This is a genomic window from Variovorax sp. 679, from assembly GCF_003952185.1.
GTDB lineage: Bacteria > Pseudomonadota > Gammaproteobacteria > Burkholderiales > Burkholderiaceae_C > Variovorax.
In genome coordinates this window covers 38,822-60,359 of sequence record NZ_RXFS01000020.1, presented here as the reverse complement: position 1 = coordinate 60,359, position 21,538 = coordinate 38,822, and the positions used below count along the sequence as shown (strand labels likewise).

Sequence of the window (21,538 nt, the reverse complement as noted above, 5' to 3'; positions counted from 1 at the left end):
TCTCTGTGCGTGACAGCACTCAAGAGGTTCAACCCAGCCTTGCGCTGGGTTTTTTTTGCGCCTCTTGTGGAGTCCTGTTCAGAAAAGCTCGAACCGGAAGGTGGTGGTCTGCGGCTGGCTGAGTAGCGGGGTCGCGATCCCGCTCGCGTGTTCCCAGGCTTCCCGCCAGAGCCGGGCGTTGGCGATCTGCGTATCGCTCATCGATTCGATGCCGGATTCGAGCTGGTTCAACCATGCCCGATGGCATTTCAGAAGCCGCGAGGAAGTGCCGATACGTTGCTCCAGCAGCCGCAGGAAGGTGAAGCGCACCTCCATCAGGTCGCGGATGGACAGGCTGGTGCCCTCCAGCCGGACTGTGTAGGACTGCTCGCGGTTGGCTTTGTGATCGAACATCGGACGCGCATGCAACAAGGCTGCGAGCCGACTTGCCAGGAGCGCGAAGCCGCTCGTCCGAAGGTCTCAGGCCTTGTCTCTCTGTCTAGAAAGAATGTGTAACTGCAAATATTAGCCAAGCGCCTGTTGTGCGAAATGGAATCAGGGTTCCGGTTTTCGCTTCAGCCGCTCGACCCGGTCAGCGCAGGAACACGTGCTGCATGAACTGCCTGATCGGGTACTGGATCACCGTCTGAACCTTCGCCGGCAGCTCCAGCGGCCGCATCAGCATCTTGAGCGTGGTGCCGGGGCTCAGGTGGGTGCGGATGGTGCTGTTCATGTCGGCGCTCAGCCGCTGCACGTAGGCCGTGTCGCTGGCGCGATCGGGCGAGCGCGTCTGCACCACGTGGCGGATCGCGCAGTCGGCATCCTCGCTCTTGAGTTCGAGCGTGCGCCGCCCGATGGTGCCCATCACGCGCAGGCGGCCCAGTTTTTCCTGCTCGCGGTAGCGGCGGAAGTAGCGGTAGAAGTGCTTGTAGTGGTTGACCTCGTCGTTCGCGATGCGGGTCGCAAGATCCTGCAGCACGGGCTCGTCGGTGCTGCGGGCCATGGCGCGGTAGTAGGTGGCGGTGCCGGTCTCGACAACGCAGCGGGCGGTCATTTCGAGGGCACGGGTCGGGGCCAGCAGTTCGACCTTGCAGTAGGTCGCGTATTCCTCGAGAAAGCCCCGGTAGGCGGTGTCCCAGTCGAACTCCGGCCACACGTGCCGAACATAGGCGCGCAGGGCCTTGCCGTGCTGGAGTTCCTCGAGTTCCCAGTGCCGCGAGAGCCAGTCGGTGACCTCTGCGTCGCCCTCGAAGAAATCCACCAGGTTGTGCGTATAGAGGTCGGAGCCGCTCTCGATGAAGGAGGCGGAGGTCACCAGGTAGAAGAGGTTCTCGTCCGGGCGAACCTTGTCGAGCGCGATGCGCGAGAAATCCAGGTCTTCGATCTTCCAGTGTTGTTCGGCCTCTTGGCTTGCCATGCGAACTCCTTGATCTTTTTGTCCGTACAAGTACGGATGGCGCAGACCGGATTTGGTTCTCGTTTTTTGCGCCAGGACACATATTAGCCGCGGCGTCCCGTCCGTGCCGTTTTCCCGTCCAGACCCCGGCCCGCCGCGGGCGTCATGGCCAAACCTATAATCGTTTGTCCAAGCAAATCAAGCAGTTAGGCCGGTTCGCCGCAGTGGGTTCGACATGAGGGTCGCCATCGCCGCGCCGCCCTCGACAGAAGACGAATCCAAAGATGAGCCAGCCCACATTCACGGTCGCGGACATCCGCAAGACCTTTCTCGATTTCTTCGTTTCCAAGGGCCATACGGCGGTGGCGTCGAGCCCGCTCGTGCCGGGCAACGACCCGACGCTGATGTTCACCAACTCGGGCATGGTGCAGTTCAAGGACGTGTTCCTCGGCACCGACAAGCGCCCCTACAACCGCGCCGCCTCGGTCCAGGCCTGCCTGCGCGCCGGCGGCAAGCACAACGACCTCGAGAACGTGGGCTATACCGCCCGCCATCACACCTTCTTCGAGATGCTGGGCAACTGGAGCTTCGGCGACTACTTCAAGCGCGAGTCGCTCAAGTGGGGCTGGGAACTGCTCACGCAGGTCTACAAGCTGCCCGCCGAACGGCTGCTGGCCACCGTCTACCACGAGGACGAAGAGGCCTACGACATCTGGACCAAGGAAATCGGCCTGCCGCCCGAGCGCGTGATCCGCATCGGCGACAACAAGGGCGGCAAGTACAAGTCCGACAACTTCTGGATGATGGCCGACACCGGCCCGTGCGGCCCCTGCTCGGAAATCTTCTACGACCACGGCCCGCACATTCCCGGCGGCCCCCCCGGCAGCCCCGAGGAGGACGGTGACCGCTTCATCGAGATCTGGAACCACGTGTTCATGCAGTTCGACATGCAGCCCGACGGCAGCGTGGTCAAGCTGCCCGCGCCCTGCGTCGACACCGGCATGGGCCTGGAGCGCCTGGCCGCGATCCTGCAGCACGTGCACAGCAACTACGAGATCGACATCTTCGACGCGCTCATCAAGGCCGCCGGCCGCGAGACCGGCACGCAAGACCTGAGCAACAACTCGCTCAAGGTGATCGCCGACCACATCCGCGCCACCTCGTTCCTGGTGGCCGATGGCGTGATCCCGTCGAACGAAGGCCGCGGCTACGTGCAGCGCCGCATCATCCGCCGCGCCATCCGCCACGGCTACAAGCTCGGCCAGAAGAAGCCCTTCTTCCACAAGCTGGTGCCCGATCTCGTGAAGCTGATGGGCGATGCCTACCCCAAGCTCGTGGCCGACGAGAAGCGCATCACCGACACGCTGAAGGCCGAGGAAGAGCGCTTCTTCGAGACGCTGGCCAACGGCATGGAAATCCTCGATGCAGCGCTGGCCGGTGACGCCAAGGTGCTGCCGGGCGACGTGGCCTTCAAGCTGCACGACACCTACGGCTTCCCGCTCGACCTGTCGGCCGACGTTTGCCGCGAGCGCGGCGTGAGCGTCGACGAGGCCGGCTTCAACGCCGCCATGGAAAAGCAGAAGGCCGCGGGCCGTGCTGCGGGCAAGTTCAAGATGGACCGCAACGTCGAATACGCCGGCGCGGGCAACACCTTCACCGGCTACGACCACCTCGAGGAAAGCGCCAAGGTCGTCGCGCTGTACCTCGAAGGTGCCGCCGTGCAGGAACTCAAGGAAGGCCAGAGCGGCATCGTCGTGCTCGACACCACGCCTTTCTATTCGGAAAGCGGCGGCCAGGTCGGCGACCAGGGCGTGCTTGTTGCCGAAGGCGTGCAGTTCGGCGTGGAAGACACGCAGAAGATCAAGGCCGACGTCTTCGGCCACCACGGCACCCAGACCCAGGGCACGCTGAAGGTTGGCGACACGGTCAAGGCCGCGGTCGACACCGCCCTGCGCGCCGCCACCATGCGCAACCACTCGGTCACCCACCTGATGCACAAGGCCCTGCGCGAAGTGCTGGGCGGCCACGTGCAGCAGAAGGGCTCGCTGGTCGACGCCGACAAGACGCGCTTCGACTTCGCGCACAACGCGCCCGTCACGCACGAGCAGATCCTCGAGATCGAGAAGCGCGTGAACGCCGAGATCCTCGCCAACACCGAGACGAACGCCCGCGTGATGGACATGGAGTCGGCCCAGAAGACCGGCGCGATGATGCTGTTCGGCGAGAAATACGGCGAGACCGTGCGCGTGCTCGACATCGGCACCAGCCGTGAACTCTGCGGCGGCACCCATGTGGGTCGCACGGGCGACATCGGCCTCTTCAAGATCGTCAGCGAAGGCGGCGTGGCTGCCGGCGTGCGCCGCGTCGAAGCCATCACTGGCGCCAACGCGCTGTCGTACCTGCAAGACCTCGAATCGACCGTGCAGAGCGCGGCCGCCACGCTCAAGTCGCCGGTTGCCGAGCTGCAGGGCCGGCTCACGCAGGTGCTGGACCAGGTGAGGGCGCTCGAACGCGAAGTGGGCGCGCTCAAGGGCAAGCTGGCTTCGTCGAAGGGTGACGAGCTCGTGTCGCAGGCCGTGGACGTCAAGGGCATCAAGGTGCTGGCCGCCAAGCTCGACGGCGCCGACGCCAAGACGCTGCGCGACACCATGGACAAGCTCAAGGACAAGCTCAAGACCGCCGCCATCGTGCTGGCCGCCGTCGACGGCGACAAGGTGCAGATCGCGGCCGGCGTCACAGCCGACAGCACGGGCAAGGTCAAGGCCGGCGAGCTGGTCAACTTCGTGGCCCAGCAGGTCGGCGGCAAGGGCGGTGGCAAGGCCGACATGGCCATGGCCGGCGGCACCGACGCGGCGGGCCTTCCGGCCGCGCTGCAATCGGTGCAGGCCTGGGTCGCGGAACGCGCCTGACAGACGAACGCACACCCGGAACAAGCACTCCACTCATGCCAGAAGCAATCCCCGGTGAAGTGCTTGTGATGGGGGCGGGCACCATCGGCTGCTTCATCGGCGGAAGCCTCGCGGCGGCCGGCGTGCCCGTTACTTTCGTCGGCCGTCCGCGCGTGCTCGAGAAGCTTGCGAAGCATGGCCTGACGCTCACCGACATCGACGGAGCCACGCACAAACTCCCTCCAGAAAAACTGCGCCTGAGCGGGCAGGTTCCCGCCGGCGCGCGGCCCTCGCTGGTTCTGCTGTGCGTGAAGAGCGGTGCCACGGCCGAGGCCGCGGGCGAACTGGCCTTCGCGCTGCCGGCCGGCACTGCGGTGATCTCGCTGCAGAACGGCATTTCCAACCGCGCGGCCGCCGCGCAGACCGGTCCGTCGCTCAACGTGCTGGCGGGCATGGTGCCCTACAACGTGGCCGAGATCGGTCCGGGCGCCTTCCATCGCGGCACGCCTGGCCGGCTGGCCGCCGAGGACGACGCGGCGCTGCGCCCGTGGCTCCCGGTTTTCGAGCGCGCCGGCGTGCCGCTCGACCTGCACGCCGACCTGCTGCCCGTGCAGTGGGGCAAGCTGATGCTCAACCTCAACAACCCCGTCAATGCGCTCTCGGGCCTGCCGCTGCGCGAAGAGCTGATGCAGCGCGGCTACCGGCGCTGCTTCGCGTCGCTGATCGACGAGGCGCTGGGCATCCTCAACGTCGCAGGCATCGCGCCGGCGCAGGTGGCGGCGGTGCCCGCGCACCGGCTGGTCAGCCTGCTGCGGCTGCCCGACTGGATCTTCCGCATCGTCGCGGCGCGCATGCTGCGCATCGATGCCAAGGCGCGTTCGAGCATGGCCGACGACCTCGCGCTCGGCCGCCGCACCGAGATCGACGCGCTCAGCGGCGAGGTGGTACGCCTCGCGCAGGAGCACGGCCTGAGCGCGCCGCGCAACGCGCGCATGGTCGCGCTGCTCGAGGCATGGCCGCAACAGCCGAAGCGCTGGACGGCACGGCAATTGCAGGACGCGCTGGGCCTGTAGCGTCCGGCCCTGTACCCTCGGCTGCGTTGCGGCAGCTTTCAAAGGGTTGTTTTCATGCAGGTCCTGATTCTCGGCAGCGGTGTCATTGGCACCTCGATCGCGTACTACCTGGCACGCGCCGGGCACGAGGTGACGGTGCTGGAGCGCCAGCCGGCGCCCGCGCTCGAAACCAGCTTCGGCAATGCGGGCGAGGTCTCGCCCGGCTATTCGGCGCCATGGGCCGGGCCCGGCGTGCCGGTCAAGGCCATCAAGTGGATGCTGATGCAGCACAGCCCGCTGGTCATCAAGCCCATGCTCGATCCGGCCATGTGGCGCTGGGGTCTCGCGATGCTGCGCAACTGCACGCAGGCGCGCTACGAAATCAACAAGAGCCGCATGGTGCGGCTCGCCGAATACAGCCGCGATTGCCTGATGGCGCTGCGCGCCGACACGGGCATCTCCTATGACGAGCGGATGCAGGGCACGCTGCAGCTCTTTCGCACCCAGCAGCAGCTCGATGGCACCTCGAAGGACGTCGAGGTGCTCAAGGCTTCCGGCGTGCCATACCAGGTGCTCGATCGCGAGGGCTGCGTTCAGTACGAGCCCGCGCTCGCGGCTGTGAAGGACAAGTTCGTCGGCGGCCTGCGCTTGCCCGGCGACGAGACGGGCGACTGCTTCAAGTTCACTCAGGCGCTGGCCAAACTTGCCGAGGCCGAAGGCGTGAAGTTCCGGTTCGGCGTGAACATCCAGGCCCTCGAGCACGATGCGGCCAAGGGCGTGACGGCCGTGCGCACCGACGCGGGCAGCTTCACCGCCGAGCGCTACGTGGTCGCGCTCGGCAGCTATTCGCCCGCGCTGGTCCGGCCGCTGGGCATTCGCCTGCCGGTGTATCCGGTCAAGGGCTTCTCGATCACCGTGCCCATCACCGATGCCGGCGGCGCGCCCGAATCCACCGTGATGGACGAGACTTTCAAGGTGGCGGTCACGCGCTTGGGCGACCGCATCCGCGTGGGCGGCACAGCACAGCTCTCGGGCTTCGACCTGCGGCTCAACGAGCGCCGGCGCGACACGCTCGAACACGTCGTGACCGACCTGTTTCCCAAGGGCGGCAACGTGCGCGACGCCTCCTTCTGGACCGGCCTGCGCCCCATGACGCCCGACGGCACACCGGTGATCGGCGCCACCCGTGTTCCCAACCTGATGCTGAGCACCGGCCACGGCACGCTCGGCTGGACCATGGCGGCGGGCACCGGCCGCGTGATGGCCGACCTGGTCGCGGGCAGGGCGCCCGAGATCGACATGGAAGGCCTCACCGTGGCGCGCTACGGCGGCTGAAGAACCAACAACCCGACGCTCCTCATTCCACAGGGCGGCCCGCAAAGGCCGCCCTGTTTTCGTTGGAAACAAAGACTAGGGTTTTTACTTAGTCACGAAGTTGTCTTCCTCGTTATTCTTCGTGGCGTTCCATTAATAAATCGTTGTTTCTTTAGTGAAACAAAACTGCGATCCACGGACACGATGAAACACACACGCCGCCACGCCATCGCCGCTGCCATTTCCCTGGCTGCCGCCTGCACCGCCGGACTTGCATGGGCAGCCGACAGCTACCCCGCCAAGCCGATCACACTGGTCGTCGCATATCCGGCCGGCGGCGACACCGACGCGCTGGCGCGGCTCTTCGCCGAGAAGCTGTCGGCGCGCGTCGGCCAGACGGTGCTGGTCGACAACCGTCCCGGCGCCAGCGGCATCATCGGCAGCGCCTACGTGTCGAAGGCCGCGCCCGATGGCTACACGCTGCTGCTCGCACCCAGCACCTTCTCGATCGCGCAGCTGGTGCTGAAGACCAACGGCTCGGGCTACGACGTGCTGAACGGCTTCACGCCCATCGTGCAGACCGGCAGCCAGCCGCTGTTCCTAGTGGCCGGCGGCAACAGCGGCTTCGCCGGTCTGAAGGACGCAGTGGCCGCGGCGAAGGGCGGCAAGTCGCTGAGCTATGCGAGCCCGGGCAGCGGCTCGCCGATGCACATCCTCGGCGAGATGTTCGCGCGCGCCTCGGGCGCCAGCCTCGCGCACGTGCCGTACAAGGGCGTGGCGCCCGCCATCAACGACGTGCTGGGCGGCCACGTGCCCGTCACCTTCATCACGCTCGGCCCGGTGGCTCCGTACCTCGCCAACGGCAAGCTGCGCCCGCTGGCCGTGGCCTCGGCCCAGCGCTCGCCGCTCGCGCCCAACGTGCCGACGCTGGCGGAGCAGGGCTACAAGGACGTCGAGGTGAGCGCCTGGAACGGCCTGTGGGGCCCGCGCAACCTGCCGCCCGAGATCGTGAAGATGCTCAACGGCCACTTCAACGAGATCCTGAAGATGCCCGAGATCGTCTCGCGCATGGCCGTGCTCGGCACCACGCCCGTGGGCGGCGACGCCGACGTGCTCGGCAAGACCAACGCGGCCGACTACGCGCGCTTCGGCAAGGTCATCAAGGAGCTCGGCATCCAGGCCGACTGACCCGCACGACCGATCCACGCACCTCATCTCCCATGACCGAACTCAAAGCCATTGCCGACCCGTCGAGCCTGCAGGCGCTGCTGGCCGAACTGCCCGCCAACCTGCTGGCCGGCCGCCGCATCCTCGTGACCGGCGGCGCGCGCGGCCTGGGCCTCGCCTTTGCGCAATGTATCGCCGCCGCGGGCGCGAGCGTGGTGCTGGCCGACATCCTCGGCGAGCTGGCGGAGACCGAGGCCAAGGCGCTGCGCGAAGCGGGCCGCATCGCGCATGCGCTGCCGGTCGACCTGTCGAACCCCGGTTCCATCGTGGCCTGCGCCGACGAGGCGATCCGCCTGCTCGGCGGCCTCGACGGGCTCGTCAACAACGCCGCGATCACCAACTCGGGCGGCAAGGACGCGCACCAGCTCGAGATCGACATGTGGGACCGCGTGATGAACGTCAATGTGCGCGGCAGCTGGCTCATGGGCCGCGCCTGCCGCGCCGCGCTGGCCGAAAGCGGCCGCGGCGCCATCGTCAACCTCGCCTCCGACACCGCGCTGTGGGGCGCGCCCAACCTGCTGGCCTATGCGTCGAGCAAGGGCGCCGTGATTTCCATGACGCGCTCGCTGGCGCGCGAGTGGGGCGGCGACAACATCACCGTCAACGCCGTGGCGCCGGGCCTCACGCTGGTCGAGGCCACCGAATACGTGCCGATGGCGCGCCACCAGAAGTACCTCGAAGGCCGCGCCATCCCGCGCGAGCAGCAGGCCGCCGACGTGTGCGGCGCGACCGTGTTCCTGCTTTCCGGCCTCGCGCGCTTCGTGACGGGCCAGCTGCTGGCCGTCAACGGCGGCTTCGCGATGCACTGAAAGCACGCCCCGATTTTTCCGACCAAGGAGTGAACCCGATGAGCGATCTGTCCGAACAGCAGAAGATCAACGATGCCGGCACCAACAGCCTGGCGCAGCCCGAAGGCAGCAGCCTCGCGGAGTGGATGAACACCCGCATCGCGCGCTACGAAACCCGCAAGTACGACTGGGACGCGCTGAAGTTCCAGGCCGACTTCGACCCCAAGTTCCGCCGCGCGCAGATGCGCTACGTGGGCACCGGCGGCACCGGTGTCGCGAAGGACGTCAACACCGTGCCCGCCGAGCACTTCACCTTCTCGACCATGGTGATCCCCGCCGGCCATGAAGGCCCGCCGCACCTGCACACCGACGTGGAAGAAGTGTTCTTCCTCATCCGCGGCAAGCTCAAGGTGGTGATCGAGAAGGACGGCGAGCGCTTCGAGACCATCATGACCGACCGCGACCTGATCTCGGTGCCGCCCGGCGTGTACCGCGAAGAGATCAACATCGGCGACGAGGACGCGCTGATGTGCGTGATGCTCGGCGCGAAGAAGCCGGTGACGCCGACCTATCCGGCCGATCACCCGCTGGCGAAGATCAAGCGCTGAACGGGCAGGCCATGAGCAACGCCGTCGCATCCGATGCACTGACCTTGCCGGCTTCCGAGCTGGCACGGCTCGACGCCCGCTTTCCTGCCCGCGAAGTCGCGGTCGGCGGCGGCGCCGTGGTGTCGGTGCGCGAGTGCGGGCAGGGCCCGGCCATCGTGTGCCTGCACGGCATCGGCTCGGGCGCTGCGTCGTGGATCGACACCGCCGCGCTGCTCGCACCGCAGGCCCGCGTGATCGCGTGGGACGCGCCGGGCTATGGCACATCGACGCCTCTTGAATCCGACTCGCCGGCAGCCACCGACTACGCGGCACGCCTGGGCGCCTTGCTCGATGCGCTGAAGATCGATTCGTGCGTGCTGGTCGGTCATTCGCTCGGCGCCATCACCGCCGCGTCGGCCGCCCGCAGCGATTCACGCGTCCGCCGCCTCGTGCTCGTCAGCCCGGCCATCGGCTACGGCGCACCGTCCCGCTCGGAAGCTCGAGCCAAGGTCCGCACCGAGCGCCTCGCCACACTGGACGAACTCGGCATCGCCGGCATGGCCGCGAAGCGCTCCGGCCGGCTGGTTTCCGACAAGGCCACCGACCATGCCCGCCAGTGGGTGCGCTGGAACATGGCCCGCCTGAACGACCGTGGCTATCGCCAGGCGATCGAGCTGCTGTGCAACGCCGACCTGCTGTCGGACCTGCCACCGCCCATGCCGGTGCGCGTGGCCTGCGGCGCGCTCGACGTCGTCACGCCGCCGGCAGCCTGCGAAGAAGTCGCGCGCAAGTGCGGAGTGCGGCTCGAATTGGTGGACGATGCGGGCCACGCCGGCTATGTGGAGCAACCGCAGGCCGTCGCCAAGCTGCTGCGCGAATCGCTCGCCGGCTGACCGCAACCGACACAGAGACACCCGAGGAAGGAACCACTGGCATGGCCAACAACAACGACAACGAAGCGATGGAAGAGGGCGCAGACCGCTACAACGTGCCTGCGCTGGAGCGCGGCCTGCGCGTGCTGTGCGAGTTCAGCCGCGAGAACCGCACGCTCTCCGCGCCCGAACTGGCGCGCCGCTTCGACTTGCCGCGCTCCACCGTCTTCCGCCTGCTCACCACGCTGGAGAACATGGGCTTCCTCGAGCGCGCCGAGGGCGGGCGCGACTACCGCCTGGGCCTGGCCGTGCTGCGCCTGGGCTTCGAATACCTCGCCTCGCTGGAACTCACCCAGCTCGGCACGCCGCTGCTCAACCGCCTGTGCGACGAACTGCGCACACCCTGCAACCTGGTGGTGCGCGACGGCCGCTCCATCGTCTACGTCGCCAAGGTGGCTCCGCCCACGCCCTTCGCCAGCTCCGTCACCGTGGGCACGCGGCTGCCGGCCCATGCCACGGTGCTGGGCCGCATCCTGCTCGAAGACCTCACGCTGCCGCAGCTGCGCGCGCTCTACCCCGAGGAAAAGCTCGAGACCTTCTCGCCGAGCACGCCCAAGACCGTGAACGAACTCTTCGACATGGTGCAGGCCGACCGCCAGCGCGGCTACGTGCTGGGCGAAGGCTTCTTCGAATCGAACATCTCCAGCATCGCCGCGCCGGTGCGTGACCACAGCGGCCACATCGTTGCCGCCCTGGGCGCCACCGTCACCGCCAGCCACATAGAGGAAAGCCGCATCGACGAGATGGTGCAGCGAGTGCGCGTCACGGCCGACGAGATCTCGGGGCTGCTCAATTACTCGCCCGCGCGCGCCGCCAACGTGGTGCCGCTTCGCTCCGCATGACACCGGGACCATGACAACCCAAGCTCTTCCTTCCTTCTTCGCCGCCGACGCGCTGTCCGGCCGCGTGGCCGTGGTCACGGGCGGTTCGTCGGGCATCGGCCTGGCCACCGTCGAGCTGCTGCTCGGTTGCGGCGCGGCGGTCGCGCTGTGCGGCCGCAATGCAGCGCGGCTCGACGGCGCAGTTGCCGGCCTGCGCGAACGTCACCCCGGTGCGAAGCTCTTCGCGCAGCCATGCGACGTGCTCGACGCCGCTTCGGTCCGCTCCTTCGCCGCCGCCAGCGAAGCCGCGCTCGGCCCGGCCTCGATGCTCGTCAACAACGCGGGGCAGGGCCGTGTCTCCACCTTCGCCGACACCGACGATGCAGCCTGGACCGAAGAGCTCAACCTGAAATTCTTCTCCGTCATCAACCCGACGCGCGCCTTCCTGCCGCAGCTCGCTGCGCAGCATGCGGTGCTGGGAGATGCCTCCATCGTCTGCGCCAACTCGCTGCTGGCGCGCCAGCCCGAGCCGCACATGGTCGCCACCTCGGCCGCGCGCGCCGGCCTGCTGAACCTGGTGCGCTCCATGGCCACCGAGTTCGCACCGCAGGGCGTGCGCGTCAACGGCATCTTGATCGGCCTCGTGGAGTCGGGCCAGTGGCGCCGCCGCTTCGAGGCGCGCGAAGACAAGTCACTCGACTGGGCCGCATGGAGCGGCCAGCTCGCGAAGAACAAGCACATCCCGCTGGGTCGCCTGGGGCTTCCATCCGAAGCCGCTCGCGCGATCCTTTTCCTCGCTTCGCCCCTCGCGTCGTACACGACGGGCAGCCACATCGACATCTCCGGAGGCCTGTCACGCCATGCATAACCCCAACAACACCGTCACCGTCGGCGCCGTCGTCGCCGCCTTTCTCGAACAGTGCGGCGTCAAGGCGGCCTTCGGCGTGATCTCGATCCACAACATGCCGATCCTCGATGCCTTCGCGCAGCGCGGCACGGTGCGTTTCATCTCGGCGCGGGGCGAGGCCGGCGCGGGCAACATGGCCGACGCCTACGCACGCTCCACCGCCAGCCTGGGCGTGTGCATCACCAGCACGGGCCCCGCCGCGGGCAACATCGCGGGCAGCATGGTCGAGGCCCTGACGGCCGGCGCGCCGCTGCTGCACATCACGGGGCAGATCGAGACGCCGTACCTCGACAAGGGCATGTCGTACATCCACGAGGCGCCCGACCAGCTCACCATGCTCAAGGCCGTGTCGAAGGCCGCGCTGCGCGTGCGCAGCGTCGAAACGGTGCTCGGCACGCTCAAGCGCGCGGTGCAGCTCGCGCTGACCGCACCGACCGGTCCGGTCAGCGTCGAGATCCCGATCGACATCCAGTCGGCGCTGACCACCATGCCGGCCGACCTGTCGCCGCTGCCCATCGAGCGCCCCGTGCCGTCCGCCGCCGCGCTCGACGCGCTGGCCGCGCGCCTCGCCGTGGCCCGGCGCCCGATGCTGTGGGTCGGCGGCGGTGCCCGCCACGCCCGCGCCGCCATCCAGCGCCTGCAGAAACTCGGCTTCGGTGTCGTCACCACGACGCAGGGCCGCGGCACGGTGCCCGAGGACGACGCCGGTTCGCTCGGCGCCTACAACATCCAGAAGCCGGTCGAGGCCCTGTACCAGACCTGCGACGCGATGCTCGTGGTCGGTTCGCGCCTGCGTGGCAACGAGACGCTCAAGTACGAGCTGAAGCTGCCCCGCCCGCTGTACCGCATCGACGCCGATGCCGCCGCCGAAGGCCGCTGCTACGCATCCGAAGCCTTCGTCTGCGGTGATTCCGCGCTGGCCCTCGAAGGCCTGGCCGACCGCCTCGAAGCCGCCGGGTACAAGGCCGACCCGCAACTGCTGGTCGACCTGCGCGCCGCGCACGACCAGGCTGTCGCGGCGCTGCGCGACGGCCTCGGCCCATACGCCGAACTCGTGCGCCAGCTCCAGTCGGCGGCCGGCCGCAACTTCAACTGGGTGCGAGACGTGACTGTCTCCAACAGCACCTGGGGCAATCGCGAGCTGCGCGTCTTCGAACCGGGCGCCGGCGTGCACGCCACGGGCGGCGGCATCGGCCAGGGCATGCCGATGGCCATCGGCGCCGCCATCGGCGCGGCGGTGACCGGCTCGGGTCGCAAGACCTTCTGCCTGGCCGGCGACGGCGGCTTCATCCTGAACCTGGGCGAGCTGGCCTGCATGGTGCAGGAGAGGGCGCCCATGGTGATCGTGCTCATGAACGACAAGAGCTACGGTGTCATCAAGAACATCCAGGACGCGCAGTACGGCGGCCGCCAGTGCTATGCCGAGCTGCACACGCCCGACTACGACCTGCTGTGCAAGTCGATCGCGCTGCCGCATGCCCGTGTGCAGAACCTGTCGGACCTGCCCGCCCGCCTCGGCGAGGCGCTGGCGGCCGAAGGCCCGTTCCTGCTGGAGATCGACATGCTCTCGATCGGCAGCTTCAAGACCACCTTCGCCGGCCCGCCGACCAACACGGTCACGCAGATCCCGGCGCTCGGCACGGCCGGCAAGTGAGCGAAGCCCGTTCCATGTCCACCCCCACGCGCATCGCACTCGTCGGCTGCGGAGCCATCGGTACCTCGGTGCTCGAACTGCTCCGCGGCGATCCCGCCCTGAAGGTGGTGGCTGTCGTCGTGCCCGCCGACGCCATTGCCGCCGCGCAGAAGGCGGCACCCGACGCGCAGGTGGGCAGCGCCTTGCCTGCCGCCGGCATCGACCTCGTGGTCGAGACCGCGGGCCATGCCGCCATCGAACAGCACGTACTGCCCGCGCTGGCACGCGGCACGCCCTGCGTGGTCGCCTCGGTCGGCGCGCTGTCGGCCGCCGGCTTCGCTGAGAAGCTCGAAGCCGCTGCCGTGGCCGGCAAGACGCAGGTTCAGCTGATTCCCGGTGCCATCGGCGCCATCGACGCACTCGCCGCAGCCCGCATCGGCGGCCTCGACAGCGTGCGCTACACCGGCCGCAAGCCGCCCAAGGCGTGGAAGGGCACGCCGGCGGAGCAGGGCCGCGACCTCGACGCGCTGGCTCAGCCCACCGTGATCTTCGAGGGCAGCGCGCGCGAGGCGGCCTTGCTCTATCCGAAGAACGCCAACGTCGCGGCCACCGTTTCGCTCGCGGGGCTGGGGCTCGACAGGACGCTGGTGCGCCTGATCGCCGACCCCACGACCACCGAGAACGTGCACACGGTCGAAGCCGAAGGCGCCTTCGGCAGCTTCGAGCTGACCATGCGCAACAAGCCGCTCGCGGCCAACCCCAAGACATCCGCACTGACCGTGTACAGCGCCGTGCGCGCGCTGCGCAACCGCGTCGCCGCGCTTGCTATCTGAGTCGCTCCATGATTTCTTCCGAACTCCTTCCGATCTGCATCGCCGGCGAATGGCGCCTGGGCGGCGGCGATGTCTACGAAAGCCTGTACCCCGCAACGGGCGAGCCCATCGCACGCCTGAAGGCCGCAAGCCTTGCCGACGTCGAGGAGGCCATCACCCGTGCCGACCATGCATTCCGTACCAGCGGCTGGGCACAGCGCCTGCCGCACGAGCGCGCGGCCGTGCTTCACCGTGTGGCGCAGCTGATCCGCGAAGAGAGTGAATCGCTCGCGCAGAAGCAGCGCCTGGACAACGGCAAGCCGATCAACGAGACGCGCAACCTCGTGGCCAGCGCCGCGGGCACCTTCCAGTTCTTCGCCGCCGCGCTGGAGACGCTGGAAGAAACCATCACGCCGTCGCGCGGCGCCTTCGTCACGATGAGCGTGCACGAGCCCATGGGAGTGGTCGCGGCCATCACGCCGTGGAACTCGCCCATCGCCAGCGAGGCGCAGAAGCTGGCGCCCGCGCTGGCCGCGGGCAACGCCGTGGTCGTGAAACCCGCCGAAGTCACGCCGCTGATGGCGCTGGAGCTGGCGCGCATCTGCGAGCAGGCCGGCGTGCCCAAGGGCATCGTCAGCGTGCTGCCGGGCAGGGGCTCGGTGATTGGCGACGCGATCACCAAGCATCCGCTGGTCAAGCGCGTGTCTTTCACCGGCGGCACGACCACCGGCAAGCACATCGCCCACATCGCGGCCGACAAGATGATGCCGGTGTCGCTCGAGCTCGGCGGCAAGTCGCCGACCATGGTGCTCGATGACGCAGACCTCGACCATGCGGTGAACGGCGTGCTCTACGGCATCTTCAGCTCGTCGGGCGAGTCGTGCATCGCGGGCTCGCGCCTGTTCGTGGCGCGCGGCATCTACGACGAATTCCTCACGCGGCTGGCCGAAGGCGCCAACGCGCTGCGCGTGGGCGATCCAGCTTCCGAGCGCACGCAGATGGGCCCGCTCATCACCGCGAAGCACCGCGAGGGCATCGAGCGCTACGTGGACCTCGGCGTTTCCGAAGGCGGCAGGATTCGCACGGGCGGCGTACGCCCGCACGGCGACGGCTATGACCGGGGCTACTTCTACAAGCCGACCATCATCGAAGGGCTGGACAACGGCGCCCGCATCAGCCAGGAGGAAATCTTCGGCCCGGTGCTGGTCGCCATGCCCTTCGACAGCGAGGAAGAGCTGATCGCGCAGGCCAACGACAGCGTCTACGCGCTGGCGGCCGGCGTGTGGAGCCGCGACTTCAAGCGCGCCTGGAAGCTGGGCCGCGCGGTGCAGGCCGGCACGGTCTGGGTCAACACCTACAAGCAGTTCTCGGTGTCCACGCCGTTCGGCGGCTGGCGCGACAGCGGCCTGGGCCGCGAGAAGGGCCGCGAAGGCATCTTCCAGTACATGGAGCAGAAGAGCATGTACTGGGGCACGAATGAACAGCCCCTGCCTTGGGCAGCACCATGAAAACCCCCAGGCTTCGCGCACTTCGTGTCGCTGCGCCAACCCCCTTGCAGGGGGCAATACCTGCGGCCCGGCAAAGCCGGTTCCGCGGTATTCCTGGAACGAGATGTTCGGTGCCGCGCGTGTGCCGGTCGGCATGAAAGAAAGATTGAAATGAGCGTACTTGGCATCGACCAGATCACCTACGGCGCGGACGACCTGCCCGCATGCCGCCAGTTCTTCCAGGACTGGGGCCTTTCCTTGAAGTCGGAGGCCGCCGACGAACTCGTCTTCGAGTGCCTCAACGGCTGCAAGGTTGTCGTCGCGGCGTTGGACAAGCCGGGCCTGCCGCCCGCGATGGAAGAGGGTCCGACGCTGCGCGAAGTGGTGTGGGGCGTCGAAAGCGATGCCGACCTCGACCGCTACGCCGCCGCCATTTCGCAAGACCCGGCCTTCTTCGACGGCACGATCGACGGCGCGCGCCGCATCGGCTGCATCGACCCCAACGGCCTGGCCGTGCGCCTGCAGGTCAGCCGCAAGCGCGCGGTGCAGGTCGATTGCGGTGCCATGAACACCTGGAACGCGAAGCTGCGCATCAACCAGCCCGCGCCCATCTACGAGCGCGCCACGCCCATCGAGGTCGGTCACGTCGTGTTCTTCGTGAGCGACGTGAAGGCCACCAGCGCGTTCTACGCCGAGCGCTTCAGCTTCGTGGGTTCCGACAGCTATCCGAACCGCGGAGCGTTCATGCGCTGCGCGGCCGAAGGCGGCCACCACGACCTGTTCCTGCTGCAGATCCCCTCGGGCAAGCGCGGGCTGAACCATGTGGCCTTCACCGTGCGCGACATCCACGAGGTGTTCGGCGGCGGGCTGCACTTCTCGCGCTGCGGCTGGGAAACGCAACTCGGCCCGGGCCGCCATCCGGTGTCGTCGGCTTACTTCTGGTACTTCAAGAATCCGGCGGGCGGCCTCATCGAGTACTACGCCGACGAAGACCAGCTCACCGCCGACTGGCAGCCGCGCGAGTTCGAGCCGGGCCCCACGGTGTTCGCGGAATGGGCAGTGGACGGCGGGCTCGACGGCAACACGCGCCGCCAGAAGAACGCCGAAGGTCCCAAGGGCGCCTTCCTTACCGAAAAGAAATGACTTACCCGACCGACATGCAACGACGTTTCTCCTTCTCCGTCCTGTTCGCCGCGCTGGCGGCCTTCACGCTCGCTGTGCCCGTGCACGCGCAGCAGAGCGAGGCGCAGAAGCAGCTCGCCAGCGAGCGCTTCACCATCATCTCGCCGTTCCCGCCCGGTGGCCCGGTCGACACGCTGGCCCGCGTGCTTTCCGACGGCCTTGCCAAGCGCTACGGCCAGGCGGCCGTGGTCGACAACCAGGTCGGCGCGGCCGGCAACATCGGCATGGAGAAGGTCAAGCGCGCCAAGGGCGATGGCCATACGCTGATGGTGATCCCGGCGGGCAACGTCACCATCAACCCGACGCTGATGCCCAACTTCCCCTTCGACATGGCGAAGGACTTCGTGCCCATCACCATGCTGGCGAAGGCGCCCAACGTGCTGGTGGCATCGCCCGCATCGGGCATCAGGAATGCGAAGGAGCTCGTGGCGCAGGCCAAGGCCAAGCCCGGCACGCTGTCGTACGCCTCGCCCGGCGTGGGCAGCGGCCTGCATCTTGCGGGTGAGCTCTTCAAGCAGCAGGCCGGCATCGATATGCTGCACGTGCCCTACAAGGGCACGCCGCCCGCGCTCAACGACGTGCTCGGCGGCTCGGTGCCGCTGATGTTCAGCAACCTGCCAGCGACGCTGCCTTTTCTGAAGAACGGCAAGCTGGTGGCCCTCGGCGTCACAGAAGCAAAGCGCAGCCCCGCCGCACCCGACATCCCGACGCTGGCGGAGCAGGGCATCCAGGGCGTGACGGTGACCTCGTGGTACGGCCTGATGGCGCCCAAGGGCACGCCGCCCGCCGTGGTCGAACAGCTCGCGAAGGACGCGGCCGAGATGCTGTCGCAGCCCGACGTGCGCGAGCGCCTGAAGCAGCAGGGCATGACCGACGCGGCCATGAAGCCGGCCGAGTTCGCCGCCTACATCCGCGACGAGACGGCCGTGTGGGCAAAGATCATCAAGGCCCGAAACATCGTGGCCGAGTAAGCCGGCGCAGGCACACACGCACCAAAGCACACCTACAGGCACAAAGGGGGAGACACCCATGAAGACCACCACTGAATCCACCATCGGCATCGTCGGCGCAGGCATCGGCGGCCTCGTGGCTGCCATCGCGCTGCGGCGGGCGGGCCACGACGTGATCGTGTTCGAGCAGGCGAAGCAGTTCGCCCGCGTCGGCGCGGACATCAACCTCACGCCCAATGCCGTGCGCGCTCTCGACGGCCTCGGCGTGGGCGAGGCCGCCCGCGTGACGGCGGCGCGCCCGTCGCACCGCATCAGCCGCACCTACGACACCGGCGAAGAGACCTCGCGCCTGGAGATGGCCGATACCGCAGAGCAGCGCTACGGCGCGCCGCAACTCACCATCCACCGCGCCGACCTGCTGGCCGCGCTGGCGGACATGTTCCCGGCGGATCAGGTGGCCCTCGGCAAGCGCGCGGAAACCATCGCGCCGGACGACAAGGGCGTGAGCATCTCCTTCACCGACGGCACCAGCGCCCGCGTCGGAGCGCTGATCGGCGCAGACGGCATTCACTCCTGCGTGCGCACCGCGATGTTCGGCGCCGAGAGCCCGCGCTTCACCGGCATCGTTGCCTACCGTGCCGTGGTGCCCGCCGAGCGCGTGGCCGGCGTGCCCAACCTCGGCGCCTTCACCAAGTGGTGGGGCCCCAATCCGCAGAGCCAGATCGTCACTTTCCCGCTGAACCGCGGCAAGGACATCTTCATATTCGCCACCACGCCGCAGGACACCTGGCACCTCGAGTCATGGACCGCGCCGGGCAGCGTCGACGAGCTGCGCGAGCAGTACGTGGCCTACCACCCCGAGGCGCGTGCCTTGCTGGACGCCTGCGACACGGTGCTGAAGACCGCGCTGTACGAGCGCGACCCGATGCCCGCCTGGGCGCGAGGCCGCATGGCGCTGCTGGGCGATGCCGCCCACCCGATGCTGCCGTTCATGGCGCAGGGCGCGGGCATGGCCATCGAGGACGCGGTGGTGCTGTCGCGCCACCTCGAAGGCGTGGCCATGGCCGACATTCCCGCCGCGCTGCAGGGCTTCGAGAAGGCACGCATCGAGCGCGCCAGCCAGGTGCAGCTCGGCTCGCGCGGCAACAACTGGCTGCGCGAGGGCGGCAACGCCGACTGGGTCTACGGCTACGACGCCTGGACCGCGCCGCTCGCAACCCCGGCCATGACCGCCTGATTCATTTCACACCGCTCCACCTCGCCCCACGGAGGCACACGATGCAAACCCAAGACCGCTACCTGCAACCGCACCAGGCGCGCAGGCGCCCCGCGACCACCTACGAAGACCTGCTGGGCGACGTGATCGAGCGCGCCTTCGCGGACGGCATCCACGACCTGCCGGGGCTCGTTCAGCGACTGAACGACAGCGGCCTCGCCACGCCGGGCGGCCAGCAATGGACCGAAGAGCTGTACCGCAAGGAGATGGCCGCGCTGGCGGCCTGAGAGGAACGAACATCATGACCATCGCCATCCAACCCGTTCCCGCCGATCCGGTCGACCACCTGCTCGAGATCGGCCTGAAGGACCTCTGGTATCCGATCTGCCCCTCGCACTTCATCAAGGAGAACCCCATCTCCCTGCGCCGCCTCGGCCGCAAGCTCGCGCTGTGGCGCGACGGCGAAGGCGTGCTGCATGCGCTGGAAGACCGTTGCCCGCACCGCGGTGCGCCGCTGTCGCAGGGCGTGGTGCTGGGCGACCGGCTCTCGTGCCCGTACCACGGCGTCGAAGTGCGCCATGACGGCGTGGTCACGCGCGTGCCCGGCAGCCCCGGCTGCAAGCTCGAAGGCTCGAAGGCCACGCGGCACTTCCATGTGCAGGAGCGCGCGGGCGCGGTGTTCATCTACAACTCGAAGGAGCCGGTGGACGTGCCGCCGCCGCTGGTGCTGCCCGAGCAGCTGACCGACGAGGCCGGGTACAGCAGCTTCCTCTGCTACACCGAGTGGAAGGGCGACTACCGCTACGTGCTCGACAACGTGATGGACCCGATGCACGGCACCTACCTGCACAAGCAGTCGCATTCGATGGCCGAGGGCGATTCCAGCGCGAAGTTCGGCATCCGCCCGACCGACATCGGTTTCGTGTTCGAGAAGGAAGGCCAGCGCAACGTCAACTTCGACTGGACCGAGTGGGCCGACACCGGCATCCACTGGATGCGGCTCGAGATTCCGTACCCGAAGACCGGCGGCCCCGGCGGCAACTTCATCATCGTCGGCGCCTTCTCGCCCATCGTGAAGGGCATGACGGCCACCTTCTTCTGGCGCGTGCGCAAGCTGGAGCCGGGCTGGCAGCGCGACACCTGGCGCTTCCTCTACAAGAACCGCCTCGAAGCGCGCCACTGGCACGTGCTGGAGCAGGACCGCGTGATGCTGGAAGAGATGGAAGCCGACGCCAATCAGCACGAGAACCTGTACCAGCATGACCTGGGCATCGTTCGCCTGCGCCGCCACATGCGCAACCTGGCGCAGGCGCAGCTGGCGGAAGCCGGCACTGCAACCTGACAGGGGGAGAGCTTCGCCATGTCTTCCCCAACGCTCAACGCCCTCGTGCACACCATGCGCTACGAGGCCGACGGCATCGTGAGCGTCGAGTTCCGGCCGGCCACGTCCGCGGTGGACTTCCCCGCCTTCGAGGCCGGCTCCCACATCGACCTGCACCTGCCCAACGGGCTGGTGCGCAGCTACTCGCTGTGCAATCCGTCGAGCGACCGCCAGCGCTACGTGGTGGGTGTGCTCAACGACCGCAAGAGCCGCGGCGGCTCGCGCTACGTGCACCAGCAGCTGCGCGTGGGCATGACGCTGCCCATTTCGGCCCCGCGCAACAACTTCAGGCTGGAGGAGGGCGCCGAGCGCTCGGTGCTCGTGGCCGGCGGCATCGGCGTCACGCCCATCTGGTGCATGCTGCAGCGGCTGGTGGCCATCGGCAAGCCGGTCGAGATCCTGTATTGCGCGCGCACCCGCAAGGAGGCTGCCTTCTGCGACGCCATCGAGGCGCTGGCGAAGGAGAAGTCGGTGCAGCTGACCTGGCACTTCGACGACGAGAAGGGCGCGCCGCCCAATCTGGTCGAGCTGCTGTCGGGCAAGGGCGCCGCCAGCCACTACTACTGCTGCGGCCCCACGCCGATGCTCGATGCCTTCGAGAAGGGTTGCGAGCAGCTGGGCTATGCCAATGCGCACATCGAGCGCTTCGCTGCCGTGCACGTGGAAGCGCCTGCCGCCACGCAGGGCTACGTGGTGCAGTGCGCGAAGAGCGGCAAGAGCGTCGAGGTGCCGGCAGGCAAGTCGATCCTCGACAGCCTGATCGACGCCGGCCTCAACCCCGACCACAGCTGCAAGGAAGGCGTGTGCGGCGCCTGCGAGACGGCAGTGCTCGAAGGAGAGGTCGACCACCACGACGGCATCCTCACCAAGATCGAACGCGCGTCGAACAAGACCATGATGATCTGCGTCTCCCGCTGCAAGGGCGAGAGGCTGGTGCTCGACATCTGAAACGAGACCCGCAGCAAGAGAAAAACCAACCGAGACAA

Annotated in this window: 20 protein-coding genes; 18 read left to right on the top strand and 2 right to left on the bottom strand. The window is 68.0% G+C overall.

Annotated features, from left to right (window positions below):
- Window positions 1–78: 78 nt before the first annotated feature.
- Both EJO71_RS32495 and EJO71_RS32490 read right to left on the bottom strand, forming a co-directional pair.
- Window positions 79–393 carry a hypothetical protein gene (locus EJO71_RS32495; protein ID WP_125952717.1) on the bottom strand — a complete coding sequence of 105 codons (315 nt, stop codon included), beginning with the start codon at window positions 391–393 and terminating at the stop codon, window positions 79–81.
- A gap of 178 nt (window positions 394–571) precedes the next feature.
- Window positions 572–1,396 (bottom strand): ferritin-like domain-containing protein, encoded by an 825-nt coding sequence (locus EJO71_RS32490; RefSeq protein WP_125952718.1) that lies wholly within the window; start codon window positions 1,394–1,396, stop codon window positions 572–574.
- A 263-nt stretch (window positions 1,397–1,659) separates the two neighbouring features.
- On the opposite strand from EJO71_RS32490, the gene alaS reads away from it, so the two are divergent.
- The 18 genes from alaS (at window position 1,660) to EJO71_RS32400 (ending at window position 21,500) form a co-directional block, all read left to right on the top strand.
- On the top strand, window positions 1,660–4,284 hold the full coding sequence (alaS, locus tag EJO71_RS32485) for an alanine--tRNA ligase (protein WP_125952719.1): 2,625 nt from the start codon (window positions 1,660–1,662) through the stop codon (window positions 4,282–4,284).
- Between the two features lie 35 nt (window positions 4,285–4,319).
- Window positions 4,320–5,336, top strand: a complete 1,017-nt coding sequence (locus tag EJO71_RS32480; RefSeq protein WP_125952720.1) for a 2-dehydropantoate 2-reductase — start codon at window positions 4,320–4,322, stop codon at window positions 5,334–5,336.
- 54 nt (window positions 5,337–5,390) lie between these two features.
- Window positions 5,391–6,650 (top strand): D-amino acid dehydrogenase, encoded by a 1,260-nt coding sequence (locus EJO71_RS32475; protein ID WP_125952721.1) that lies wholly within the window; start codon window positions 5,391–5,393, stop codon window positions 6,648–6,650.
- A gap of 183 nt (window positions 6,651–6,833) precedes the next feature.
- Window positions 6,834–7,817, top strand: coding sequence for a tripartite tricarboxylate transporter substrate binding protein (locus EJO71_RS32470; protein ID WP_125952722.1), 984 nt, complete (start codon window positions 6,834–6,836; stop codon window positions 7,815–7,817).
- 32 nt (window positions 7,818–7,849) lie between these two features.
- The gene (locus EJO71_RS32465; protein ID WP_125952723.1) at window positions 7,850–8,665 is read left to right on the top strand and encodes an SDR family oxidoreductase; all 816 of its coding nucleotides are present in this window, start codon (window positions 7,850–7,852) and stop codon (window positions 8,663–8,665) included.
- A 38-nt stretch (window positions 8,666–8,703) separates the two neighbouring features.
- On the top strand, window positions 8,704–9,252 hold the full coding sequence (locus EJO71_RS32460; protein WP_125952724.1) for a cupin domain-containing protein: 549 nt from the start codon (window positions 8,704–8,706) through the stop codon (window positions 9,250–9,252).
- Window positions 9,253–9,263: 11 nt separating this feature from the next.
- The gene (locus EJO71_RS32455; RefSeq protein WP_125952725.1) at window positions 9,264–10,124 is read left to right on the top strand and encodes an alpha/beta fold hydrolase; all 861 of its coding nucleotides are present in this window, start codon (window positions 9,264–9,266) and stop codon (window positions 10,122–10,124) included.
- A gap of 41 nt (window positions 10,125–10,165) precedes the next feature.
- Window positions 10,166–11,005: an IclR family transcriptional regulator gene (locus tag EJO71_RS32450; protein ID WP_125952726.1), complete on the top strand. Its 840-nt coding sequence runs from the start codon at window positions 10,166–10,168 to the stop codon at window positions 11,003–11,005.
- Between the two features lie 10 nt (window positions 11,006–11,015).
- Window positions 11,016–11,852 (top strand): SDR family oxidoreductase, encoded by an 837-nt coding sequence (locus EJO71_RS32445; RefSeq protein WP_125952727.1) that lies wholly within the window; start codon window positions 11,016–11,018, stop codon window positions 11,850–11,852.
- Window positions 11,845–13,545 (top strand): thiamine pyrophosphate-binding protein, encoded by a 1,701-nt coding sequence (locus EJO71_RS32440; protein WP_125952728.1) that lies wholly within the window; start codon window positions 11,845–11,847, stop codon window positions 13,543–13,545. Before EJO71_RS32445 ends, EJO71_RS32440 begins: the two co-directional genes overlap by 8 nt.
- A 14-nt stretch (window positions 13,546–13,559) precedes the next feature.
- On the top strand, window positions 13,560–14,357 hold the full coding sequence (locus EJO71_RS32435) for an aspartate dehydrogenase (RefSeq protein ID WP_125952729.1): 798 nt from the start codon (window positions 13,560–13,562) through the stop codon (window positions 14,355–14,357).
- 8 nt (window positions 14,358–14,365) lie between these two features.
- A complete protein-coding gene (locus EJO71_RS32430; RefSeq protein ID WP_125952730.1) occupies window positions 14,366–15,844 on the top strand; it encodes an aldehyde dehydrogenase in 1,479 nt (492 codons plus the stop codon).
- A 150-nt stretch (window positions 15,845–15,994) separates the two neighbouring features.
- Window positions 15,995–16,966, top strand: a complete 972-nt coding sequence (locus tag EJO71_RS32425) for a VOC family protein (RefSeq protein WP_125952731.1) — start codon at window positions 15,995–15,997, stop codon at window positions 16,964–16,966.
- A 14-nt stretch (window positions 16,967–16,980) separates the two neighbouring features.
- The gene (locus EJO71_RS32420) at window positions 16,981–17,976 is read left to right on the top strand and encodes a tripartite tricarboxylate transporter substrate binding protein (RefSeq protein WP_125952773.1); all 996 of its coding nucleotides are present in this window, start codon (window positions 16,981–16,983) and stop codon (window positions 17,974–17,976) included.
- Between the two features lie 58 nt (window positions 17,977–18,034).
- The gene (locus tag EJO71_RS32415; RefSeq protein WP_125952732.1) at window positions 18,035–19,192 is read left to right on the top strand and encodes an FAD-dependent monooxygenase; all 1,158 of its coding nucleotides are present in this window, start codon (window positions 18,035–18,037) and stop codon (window positions 19,190–19,192) included.
- Window positions 19,193–19,233: 41 nt separating this feature from the next.
- Window positions 19,234–19,458: a recombinase-like helix-turn-helix domain-containing protein gene (locus tag EJO71_RS32410; protein WP_019652127.1), complete on the top strand. Its 225-nt coding sequence runs from the start codon at window positions 19,234–19,236 to the stop codon at window positions 19,456–19,458.
- A gap of 14 nt (window positions 19,459–19,472) precedes the next feature.
- On the top strand, window positions 19,473–20,513 hold the full coding sequence (locus tag EJO71_RS32405) for an aromatic ring-hydroxylating dioxygenase subunit alpha (protein ID WP_125952733.1): 1,041 nt from the start codon (window positions 19,473–19,475) through the stop codon (window positions 20,511–20,513).
- A gap of 18 nt (window positions 20,514–20,531) precedes the next feature.
- Complete coding sequence (locus EJO71_RS32400) at window positions 20,532–21,500, top strand: PDR/VanB family oxidoreductase (RefSeq protein WP_125952734.1); 969 nt, start codon at window positions 20,532–20,534, stop codon at window positions 21,498–21,500.
- The last annotated feature ends 38 nt before the right edge of the window (window positions 21,501–21,538 follow it).